Raw genomic sequence first — 9,518 nt, forward strand, 5'->3', positions numbered from 1 at the left:
AGAGCGTGCGAGTATTGGTAACCGGAGGCGCAGGATTCCTCGGCTCCCATTTGTGCGACCGGCTGCTGCGCGACGGGCATGAAGTAGTCAGTCTCGACAACTATTTTAGCGGCAAGCGCGCCAACGTCATGCACCTGCGCGATCACCCCAACTTCGAGTTGGTGCGTCACGACATCGTCGAGCCCATCCTGCTCGAAGTCGATCGCATTTTTCATCTTGCCTGTCCCGCGTCGCCCGTCCACTACCAGTACAACCCGGTCAAGACGATAAAGACCAGCGTCATGGGCACCATCAACATGCTCGGCATGGCAAAACGCGTGCACGCGCGAATCTTGCTCGCTTCCACCAGCGAGGTCTACGGCGATCCGGAACAGCACCCCCAGACCGAGGCGTACTGGGGACATGTAAACCCGATCGGCGTACGCGCCTGCTACGACGAAGGCAAGCGCGTCGCTGAAGCTCTGATGATGGACTATCACCGGCAGAACAAGATCGACATCCGCATCGTTCGAATCTTCAACACCTACGGGCCACGCATGGCGATTGACGATGGCAGGGTGGTCTCCAGCTTCTGCGCGGCCGCGATTCGCGGCCAGGAACTCGAGGTTTACGGCGACGGCAGGCAGACGCGCTCCTTCGCCTATGTCGATGATACGGTCGAGGCATTGGTACGGATGATGGAACAGGAGGAACAGATTGGGCCGGTCAACATCGGCAACCCCGACGAGGTGACCATCCTCGAGCTGGCCTCGCTGGCCATCGAACTGGCGGGCAGTTCTTCCAAGCTCAAGATCCTTCCCGCGCGACCGGATGATCCAGTGCGACGGAAGCCTGACATCTCCCTCGCCAGAAAACTGCTTACATGGGAGCCTCGCGTTCCGCTTAACAGCGGACTCCGCAAGACCCTCGATCATATGCGCACCGAATTGGGCATGATCGCTACCTGATGGCAGCCGCTCTTATCACCGGAGCGTCAAGCGGGCTGGGCGAGGAATTCGCGCTGCAACTTGCTCGCGCGAAGTGCAAGCTGGTGTTGGTCGCACGCCGTGAGGATCGCCTGCGTGATGTCGCCGAACGAGCGAAGAAGGCCGGCGCGCCGAGTGCGACAATCATCTGTTCAAACCTCGGTCGTAGCGACGCTGCTCACGAAATCCACCGGCAGGTTACCGGCGCCGGCATCGCGGTGGACTATCTGGTAAACAATGCCGGTTTCGGCACGCACGGCAACTTTGCTCAGGTCCCCCTCGATCGGGAGATTGAGCAGATAAATCTGAACGTCAGCGCGCTGGTCGCGCTCACGCGACTGTTTCTACCCGGGATGGTTGCTGCTAAACGTGGACATATCATCAACGTAGCCTCGACGGCGGCGTTCCAGCCGGTCCCCTGGATGGCGACCTATGCCGCTACCAAAGCCTTTGTCTTGAGTTTCTCTGAGGCGCTCTCGTCCGAGTTACAGGGCACCGGGGTCACGGTTCTCGCCCTTTGCCCCGGGCCCACGCGTACCGAGTTCCAGCAGGTCGCAGGGGTCGAGGACTCCGGCGTTCCGTCCTTCGCCTACATGGATGCGGCAACCGTGGTCCGGCAGGGAATTGACTCGGCCAAGCGCGGAAAAGCCCTTAGGATCAACGGCTTTGTCAATTCGCTGATGGCCCAATCAACTCGTTTTGCGCCGCGCGCTCTGGTGCGCCGGATTGCCGGTGCGATGTTCCGGGGAGATGCCTGATGGTCCACTTGCGCAGACTGTGCTGGGGCGCGAAGATCGGCTAAAGCTGCAAAGTCCGGTAAATCAAATGCGCAAGACGACCCTGATTCCGCGAATGGTCGTGCTGGGCGGATTTGCGGTTGGGATCTGCGCCTGCTCAACCCAGCCCCCGCCCGAACCACCGCCGGCCCCGCTGCCCGTAGTAGCGGCGCCCCCGCCACTACCCGCCGCCACGAGCCCCGATCAGGACTGGAATATCTTTCCCGATCCGACGACCGGAACGATCGACATTTATCACAAGGGCGAGTACCTCGGCGCCATCGACGGCAGCGAGCCCAAGGAGCAGGATCCGCCTCTCCCACACAAACCGGACCGGCCACCTTCCGACGAGTGACTCAATCTCTCAGCAGGTTTCGCGCAATTACCACGCGCTGAATCTGAGAAGTGCCCTCGTAAATCTGCAGCAGCTTCGCGTCGCGCATCAGCTTTTCGACCGGATACTCCTTCATGTAGCCGTAACCACCGAAAATCTGCACCGCGTCCGTTGCGATCTTCATGCACGCGTCGGCGCTGAAGGCCTTCGCGTAACTGGAAGTAACATTCGGACTCTGGCCCTGGTCCACCAGCCACGCGGCCTTGTAGGTCAACAGGCGCATCGCTTCGATCTCGATTGCCATATCCGCCATCATGAATTGGATCGCCTGGAAATTGGCGATCGGCTGGCCAAACGCGTTGCGCTGCTTGGAGTATTTGAGACACTCGTCGAGGGCGCGCTGGCTGATTCCAATCGCGATCGCGCCGATTTCTGGGCGACTGCGATCAAACGTTGCCATCGCATACTTGAAGCCCTCTCCTTCGCGGCCAACCAGCGCGGCTGCGGGTATCCGCGTATCTTCGTAGAAGATTTCCGCGGTGTCTGCCGCCCTTTGGCCGAGTTTCCCGTGCATCCGCCGACGCGTAACTCCGGGGGTGGCGGCCGGAAATACGAAGCAGGAAATTCCCTTATGCTTGAGACGCCGGTCGGCGGTAGCAAAGGTGACAATCCAATCGGACATCGAACCGTTCGAGATGAAGTGCTTGGTGCCATTCAACACAAACGCGTCCCCCTCGCGCCGATAAGTGGTGCTCATGGAGGCGACATCCGATCCGGCGCCGGGCTCGGTAATTGCAAATGCACAGAACGAGAGCTTTTCGATGAGCCCACCCAGGTAGGTCCGCTGCTGCGCGGAACTCCCTGCCACTAGCAGTGGCAAAGTCGCAAGGTCGTTGGCGGCAATGGCGTTGGTGATTCCGGCGCACCCATAATTCAGCTCCTCGACAATCAAGCTGGTGTCCAGAATGCCAAGGCCGAGTCCGCCGAGTTCCTTGGGAACACCAAAATTCATCAGACCGGTAGCAAAAGCTTTCTCGCAAACGTCGCGCGGAAAGATCTCTTTTTCATCGTATTCGCGGGCGTGCGGAATTATCTCCTGCTCCGCGAACTTGTGAGCCAAGCTCTTCAGCTCCCGCTGTTCTTCGGTCAGTTCAAACCCGAACATCGCATTTTCCTCTTGGCAGCGTCGCAACATGGCCGCCGCTTGCAATTGGTGTTAACCAACTGGAGCGTTCAAGGAAAGGGCTTCAGAACACAGGCGGGTACCCGGCAGGCGCAGCCTGCTTTCCCGAAGTTGCACAGATCCCGGTTCTTGGATCCGCATCCGCGGAATTCTCCAAAGGGCTGGCCGTGCAACCGCTCGTTACCCATTGAAAATCTTCGCCGCGCTGGCTAAGACCGCAGAGGAGCAGCAGGACGCCGTTGGCGCAGGCGAGCTCATTCATCGAAGAAGGAGAAAGAAATGGCAATCGCAGTTGCGGCAAAAATCAAAGCCAAGGCCGGTAGCGAAGCGCAGGTCGAGGCCGCGTTCCGCGAGATGATCGCTAAGGTCAGGGCCAATGAGCCGGGAACTCTCTCGTACATTCTGCACAAGTCGGTGCAGGATCCGACTGTCTTCTATTTTTACGAGACTTATGCCGATCAGGCTTCTTTTGATGCGCACGGCAAGACCGCGCACATGAAGGAAATGGGAGGCAGAATCGGACCGCATCTCGATGGCCGTCCGGAGGTCCTGGTTCTGAACGAACTCGATCGTAAATAAGGTAGCGAACCATTTCGCATGAACGAGCGGCGCGATCGCGCCGCTCGTTTTTTTGGTTCCGCGTCGTAGGTCCCGCTCTTTGCCCTGGGCTGGCTTCGTGACAATGATTGAGCTTTTGCGACGAGTTCGTTCCACCCGTGCAGGCTTGCACCAGAAAAACCGCGCGTTTCGGCGAATTCTTTTGATGCTCGGACGACCTGGACCATTTCCAAGGTCGGGTAGTCTGGAGGCGATAATGGCTTCCCAATGCGAGGCCAGTCGACTTCACTATGAACGCAAGCCACGGAGACCTTACTGTTGATGCTCGATGGCATGAAAGACGCGTGCGACCATGAATGCCGCGCAATGTGTGGCCGCCAACGACCCACGGATGAAAACGAGGTAGCAATATGAGACGTCAGCTCACGACGGGCAACTTCGCTGCAGTTGCGCTGTTAGCGTTCGGCCTGAGCACAGCAGTCGCGCAAGCTCCTCCGGGGGCGTCGGCGGGTGTGGTTCACGAACTTATGCGTCAACCGCTCGCAGATCAGCCTGGAACCGACGTGGTCGTGATCACCGTGGACTACCCGCCCGAGGGCACGACCCCGCCCCATGAACACCCCGGATACACCTATGCCTACGTTCTCGAGGGCAGCGTGGTATCACAGTTGGACGATCGACCCTTGCAAACTTTTTCGGCGGGACAGATGTGGTCGGAGCTCCCCCATGAGCGTCATATGGTGTCAAGGAACGCCAGCACGAGCGCGCCCGCAAAATTGCTGGTGTTCTTTATTGCTCCGCACGGACAGAAGTTGACGGAATTTCTGCCCGCAAAGTGACCAGAGCAGCAAGGGGCTACTTGAAAAAGAGCCCGAACGCGGAGGTTCTTCCGATCTCGAGCCGATGAGGTTGCATATATGAAATTTCACTCCGGAGAAATCGCCGTTCAGACACGTGCCGGGGTAACCGAGGATGCCGCCGAGGTGGGCGAGGGCATTGTCGACCGCGTTCCCGACGCAGCGCGCGCTTTTCTGTCGACACGTAGGATGGTGGTGATTGCCACGATCGATGCCCGTGGTCGCGTCTGGGCTTCAGTGGTCACTGGCGAACCGGGACTTATATCTCTGCTCGATGATCGCAACCTGCGTATCGGTGCACTCCCACCTGAGGGCGACCCGCTGTTGGAAAATCTCCGGGTAGAAGGTGATGTCGCCCTCTTCATCCCAGATTTGCTTGCGCCGCGGCGAATCAGACTCAACGGCACCGGACAGATCAAGGGCAGCGAGATTCATGTTCACGCCGAACAAGTTTATGGAAATTGCCGCCGATACATACAGGAGCGACTTCTGGTCGGCACCCGCGCCTCTTCCGCCGCGCTGCCAGTGCACGTAACGCGTTCAACCGAACTCTCTTCGCAAGATCGCGATCAGATTCTCCGCGCCGACACGTTCTTCATCACGACCGAACACCCCGATGCGGGAGCGGATGCATCCCACAAGGGAGGAAACCCGGGGTTCGTCAAGGTACTCGACGATAGACGCATCGCGTTTCCTGATTACAACGGCAACCACATGTTCAACACCCTTGGCAATCTGGCGATTAACCCAAGCGCCGGATTGCTGTTCATCGACTTCGACAGCGGACGGACCCTTCAGCTCACTGGACGCGCATCCATCGACTGGAATCCGGAGCGAGCGCGTGACTTTGCGGGTGCCGAGCGGATAGTCGACTTTGAAGTTGCCGAAATCGTCGCGAACCAAAACGGCTTCGGGCTGATTGCCAACTTCCGCCAGTACTCGCGCTTCAATCCAGCGTAGGGCGGCGGGATTCTCATTGAATCGCGGCGCCCGCGTCTGCTTCCTCGCGCAGCAGCCGTTGTCGCTCTTCCTCGGTCAGCGTTTGCGGTTCCAAAACCACGACGAACTTTTTGAGCGTCCCGGAGAAGCGGTATGGCATCTTGTCCACGTAGTCCTCAACGACCGGGGTGCCGGTGTCTTCTCCGACGTCGAACGTCTCATCGAGAGAGAAGCGGATCGGGACCGTCCGGGCGATCTGACCCTGCGCAACCTGATTCTCGTCGACGAACAGAGTCCCGGTAGCGCCCTTGCCTATTCCGCCGCCGTCGTACTTGAACGTCAAACGCACCACATGATTGCCGGGGGAAAGCGCCTGGTCCGAGGCGATCCGGTACTTGTCCTGCGGCTGATTGGACATCGCGTAAACAAACCCAGGCTTACTGTCGTTCAGCAGCAGACCCCATCCGCCGTAGCGGCCGCCCATGGTAGCGAGGACGCCACTCGCGCCGTTGGGCGGAATTGCCACCTCCGCCGCGACTGCCCACGACTTGTTCTTGAAGTCCGGTGCGGGATCCTTCGGGGATGCGAATCATTCCCGGATAATAGGTGAACTCTTGGCGTCCCCTGGTTAGGCTGGGACGAATTGCCGGGTCGGCACCTTCCGCGAAGCTCGAGTCGAGTGGATAGACGTTGTACTTCTTCGCTTCGACGTCGAAAGCCGCCTGAAGCTCCTTAAGCTTCGCGGGGTTCTTTTCAGCAAGATTGTTCGCCTGGCTGAAGTCTTCACCGACATTCTACAACTCCCACTTGAAATCGTCCGGGTTGGGTTCAGATCCGGACGTGACCCAGGGCAGTCGCAATGGCGTAGTGCTGGCCATCAGCCGTCCTTGTAGATCGCGCGATTTCCGAACATCTCAAAATACTGGACCGAGTGCCGAGTCGGAGCGTTCCGATTCGCAAATGTGTACACCAGGCTGACCCCATCCAGCGGTTTCTGCTTGGTTCCATCCATCATCACCGGAGGCTTGATTCCTGCGGCTTCGTAGATGGTCGGCACGATATCGATGACGTGACAGAACTGGGGCCGAAGACCTCCCTTATCCTTGATGTGCCCGGGCCACGAAATCACCAGTCCATTACGGGTGCCGCCAAAATGCGAAGCAATCTGTTTAGTCCATTGCATCGGCGCGTCCATCGCGTGCCCCCAGCCCACCGGATAGTGATTGTACGTCGTCGGACCACCCAACTGATCTATCATCGAAAGTAGAAACGGCAGATCCTCCTTGACGCCGTTGGCGGCGGTGGCGACTTCGTTGGTTGTGCCTTGAAGAGTACCCTCCGCGCTGGCTCCGTTATCGCCCATCCCGTAGATAATGAGAGTCTTGTCGATTTGCCCGCTGTCTCGAACCGCATCGACCAACCGCCCGATCTCATTGTCCGCGTGAGAAAGCGCGCCCGCGTATACCTCCATCATGTGCGCATAGAGCCGCTTCTGATCTGGAGACAGAGAGTCCCATGCTGGAATCTGTTCGGGACGCTTGGTTAGTTGAGTGTCAGCGGGAACCACTCCGAGCTTCTTCTGCCGCGTGAGGGTTTCTTCGCGCACCGTGTCCCAGCCCTGAATCGAACTGCCCTTTATACTTGCCGATTCAATCCTTGGGCGCGTGGTGTGGTGCGTGCGCCGTGCCCGTGGCGTAGTACAGAAACCACGGCTTGTGAGGTGCCAAAGCGTGTTGCATCTGCAGCCACGCGATTGCCTTGTCGGCGAGATCGTCATCGAGAATATACTCAGGCTTCCCGAAGTAAGGTTCGATTGGTCGCGTATTCTCGTATAGCGCGGGATGCCACTGATCGCTGTCGCCGCCAAGAAAGCCGTAAAAGTACTCAAAGCCCAGCCCACTAGGCCACAAGTCAAACGGCCCCGCCTGGCTCGACATCCAGTCCGGCACGTTGTGCATCTTGCCGAACCATGCAGTGTTGTAACCGTTTTCTCTGAGGACTTCGCCAACCGAACCGCAACTTCTTGGTACCAGAGAGTTGTAACCAGGATAGCCCGTCGCAAATTCTGTAATGACGACGCCGCTGGCACAACTGTGATGGTTCCGTCCGGTAATCAACGCGGCACGGGTCGGCGAGCACAGCGCGGTCGTGTGGAAGGTGTTGTATCTAAGCCCCTCGTCGGCGAGGCCTTGAAAGGTGGGGGTCTGGATGGGGCCACCGAACGTGTTAGTGGCGCCAAACCCGACGTCATCGGTCAGGATCAGGAGGATGTTCGGGGCGCCCTTATGCGCTTCCACTTCCTTGGGAAAATCGGGAGTCGAATCTTTTACGGTTCGTCCGATCTTGCCCTTGAACGGCGGCTCGGGTTGCGGAAGGACCTGTGCGTAAACGGTTGTTGCGCAGACCAGCACACAAACAAGGAGCGAACATGTTTGGGAGCGGATGGTTCTCATAGACCCCCCCTGACCCAAGCCGGGCTCGCCGAGGTTGGGCTGAGCCTTTCCTCAGCAGCAATTGACTGTTCAGAATCGTGCGGAGAATCTCACTAAACCGGCTGAATTGCAATTTTGAAGGCGGCCACGGCATCACGTCCAAACCTGAGCTCCGCAATCAGAGCCAGCGCGTCCGATCTGGCTGCGCTTGCGGACTCCGCCGTCTCGGTGGCATGCCCTAGGCCGCGCGCGCTCGTTTACCTACTTGAGACTCTGGAACGCGAGTCGCACTACGAATACTGCCGTTGAGTATGACTGGACCGCATCGAGATGAGTCTCATCATCCTGAAATGCTGCGATCAGAGCGCTGTAGGCTGCTCCCGCCTTATTCATCAATTCCAGTCCACGAGCCGTCACGTACTCGATATGATCTCGATTGCGCGCTACCACCCGGTAGCCGTTCGCGACGAGCTCGCGATCGCTCGCCGAAAGCCCTCTTCGATCCGCGGTACCCTGGGTTGCTTCCAGCAGCGCTGCGAGCTGCGCGGTCGCTGCGGCAAATATCGCTAGCAGCGAGTCTGGATTTTTTGGATCAAATCCTTCGGCGAGATCTTCTTGCGCCTTCCGGAACGCCGGCTCGGCACCCGGAAGGGCGCGTGTAAGGTACCGCTTCCGAAACACCTCCAGAGAAATGAACGTTATGAGGTTCACCGCTGCCGCGCCACCCATCGAAGTTCCTCCCGCCGCCTCGCTGATCGCGCCGGCAGTCAATGCAAGTTGTCGCGTTGCGGCGGAGAGTACTTCCTCACTAGCGGTCGACGAGGTTATGTCGGCGACCTGAGCGACTGATTTGCCGAACTTGCTAGCTGCTCCACCGATTTGCACGAGGCGCTCGATTCTCGGCTGCTCAACCCCCGCGGCGAGATTGTCATATGCACGCTGATTGAAAAGACTGGCCGACTCCGAATTCGGCAGGCTCATTGCAAGCACGCGCATCGCCTTCACTTCGGAACGAATATAGGTGCTCTCTTCCACGAGTAGCCGGCCATGATCGTCAAGTGCATTGCCGAACGTGATGGTCGCCGATCTCTGCTGCGCACTAAGACCACAGGCCGACAGCCCTAAGCACGCGACGAGGACCAGCGATGGACTTAAGCTGACCCGTGCACCCACTATCTCGTCACAAATCTTCGCTGGCACCGTCACTGAAGGGTCGCTCCGTTAATGGGTATTGTGAAAACCTGGTCAAGGAGATGAGCATTAAGCGCATGTAGCGAACCGTTGTGGAGAGGTCAAATTTGCCTTGGAAAGACGCTGCACAGCATAGGGGGGTCCAGTCCGATGGCGGTCTTTCTCCAGACTAGCGTCTAGTACTCCGAGTGGTGCATGCATCGTTAACGTACTCCTCAGGAGGAAATACGCGTCGATGTCGGATTCGAAAGCAAAATGCGACGGTTGCCTCAACCGACCCGCT

General features: G+C 58.6%; 11 protein-coding genes. 6 read left to right on the top strand and 5 right to left on the bottom strand.

Annotation, left to right across the window (positions count from 1 at the left end; genetic code table 11):
• The first annotated feature begins 5 nt into the window (after positions 1-5).
• Genes VGI36_20620 through VGI36_20630 form a run of 3 tightly spaced genes read left to right on the top strand, consistent with a single transcriptional unit; the run spans position 6 to position 2,096 of the window.
• Complete coding sequence (locus VGI36_20620; GenBank protein ID HEY2487555.1) at positions 6-947, top strand: UDP-glucuronic acid decarboxylase family protein; 942 nt, start codon at positions 6-8, stop codon at positions 945-947.
• Positions 947-1,723, top strand: coding sequence for an SDR family oxidoreductase (locus VGI36_20625; GenBank protein ID HEY2487556.1), 777 nt, complete (start codon positions 947-949; stop codon positions 1,721-1,723). The genes VGI36_20620 and VGI36_20625 overlap by 1 nt, the downstream gene beginning before the upstream one ends.
• Positions 1,716-2,096, top strand: coding sequence for a hypothetical protein (locus tag VGI36_20630; GenBank protein HEY2487557.1), 381 nt, complete (start codon positions 1,716-1,718; stop codon positions 2,094-2,096). Before VGI36_20625 ends, VGI36_20630 begins: the two co-directional genes overlap by 8 nt.
• 1 nt (position 2,097) lies before the next feature.
• Here VGI36_20630 and VGI36_20635 read toward each other — a convergent pair whose 3' ends face one another.
• Positions 2,098-3,240 carry an acyl-CoA dehydrogenase family protein gene (locus tag VGI36_20635; GenBank protein ID HEY2487558.1) on the bottom strand — a complete coding sequence of 381 codons (1,143 nt, stop codon included), beginning with the start codon at positions 3,238-3,240 and terminating at the stop codon, positions 2,098-2,100.
• A 297-nt stretch (positions 3,241-3,537) separates the two neighbouring features.
• Here VGI36_20635 and VGI36_20640 point away from each other — a divergent pair, with 297 nt between their 5' ends.
• The 3 genes from VGI36_20640 (at position 3,538) to VGI36_20650 (ending at position 5,633) form a co-directional block, all read left to right on the top strand.
• Positions 3,538-3,837: a putative quinol monooxygenase gene (locus VGI36_20640; protein ID HEY2487559.1), complete on the top strand. Its 300-nt coding sequence runs from the start codon at positions 3,538-3,540 to the stop codon at positions 3,835-3,837.
• Between the two features lie 389 nt (positions 3,838-4,226).
• The gene (locus VGI36_20645) at positions 4,227-4,655 is read left to right on the top strand and encodes a cupin domain-containing protein (GenBank protein HEY2487560.1); all 429 of its coding nucleotides are present in this window, start codon (positions 4,227-4,229) and stop codon (positions 4,653-4,655) included.
• Between the two features lie 78 nt (positions 4,656-4,733).
• Entirely contained in the window at positions 4,734-5,633 is a 900-nt protein-coding gene (locus tag VGI36_20650) for a pyridoxamine 5'-phosphate oxidase family protein (GenBank protein HEY2487561.1), read from the top strand.
• 13 nt (positions 5,634-5,646) lie between these two features.
• Here VGI36_20650 and VGI36_20655 read toward each other — a convergent pair whose 3' ends face one another.
• From VGI36_20655 to VGI36_20670, 4 genes are all read right to left on the bottom strand, one after another.
• Positions 5,647-6,138 (bottom strand): hypothetical protein, encoded by a 492-nt coding sequence (locus VGI36_20655; protein HEY2487562.1) that lies wholly within the window; start codon positions 6,136-6,138, stop codon positions 5,647-5,649.
• 351 nt (positions 6,139-6,489) lie between these two features.
• A complete protein-coding gene (locus VGI36_20660) occupies positions 6,490-7,218 on the bottom strand; it encodes a sulfatase-like hydrolase/transferase (GenBank protein HEY2487563.1) in 729 nt (242 codons plus the stop codon).
• 43 nt (positions 7,219-7,261) lie between these two features.
• Positions 7,262-8,065, bottom strand: a complete 804-nt coding sequence (locus VGI36_20665) for a sulfatase-like hydrolase/transferase (GenBank protein ID HEY2487564.1) — start codon at positions 8,063-8,065, stop codon at positions 7,262-7,264.
• 240 nt (positions 8,066-8,305) lie between these two features.
• Positions 8,306-9,250 (bottom strand): hypothetical protein, encoded by a 945-nt coding sequence (locus tag VGI36_20670; protein HEY2487565.1) that lies wholly within the window; start codon positions 9,248-9,250, stop codon positions 8,306-8,308.
• Positions 9,251-9,518: the final 268 nt, after the last annotated feature.

Source organism: Candidatus Binataceae bacterium (assembly GCA_036495685.1).
In the GTDB taxonomy this organism is placed as follows: domain Bacteria; phylum Desulfobacterota; class Binatia; order Binatales; family Binataceae; genus JAFAHS01.

Excerpts from the sequence above, each read along its gene's own strand:
- VGI36_20625 (HEY2487556.1), top strand. The coding sequence starts at position 947 with ATGGCAGCCGCTCTTATCACCGGAGCGTCAAGCGGGCTGGGCGAGGAA.
- VGI36_20630 (HEY2487557.1), top strand. The coding sequence starts at position 1,716 with ATGCCTGATGGTCCACTTGCGCAGACTGTGCTGGGGCGCGAAGATCGG.
- VGI36_20635 (HEY2487558.1), bottom strand. The coding sequence starts at position 3,240 with ATGTTCGGGTTTGAACTGACCGAAGAACAGCGGGAGCTGAAGAGCTTG.
- VGI36_20640 (HEY2487559.1), top strand. The coding sequence starts at position 3,538 with ATGGCAATCGCAGTTGCGGCAAAAATCAAAGCCAAGGCCGGTAGCGAA.
- VGI36_20645 (HEY2487560.1), top strand. The coding sequence starts at position 4,227 with ATGAGACGTCAGCTCACGACGGGCAACTTCGCTGCAGTTGCGCTGTTA.
- VGI36_20650 (HEY2487561.1), top strand. The coding sequence starts at position 4,734 with ATGAAATTTCACTCCGGAGAAATCGCCGTTCAGACACGTGCCGGGGTA.
- VGI36_20665 (HEY2487564.1), bottom strand. The coding sequence starts at position 8,065 with ATGAGAACCATCCGCTCCCAAACATGTTCGCTCCTTGTTTGTGTGCTG.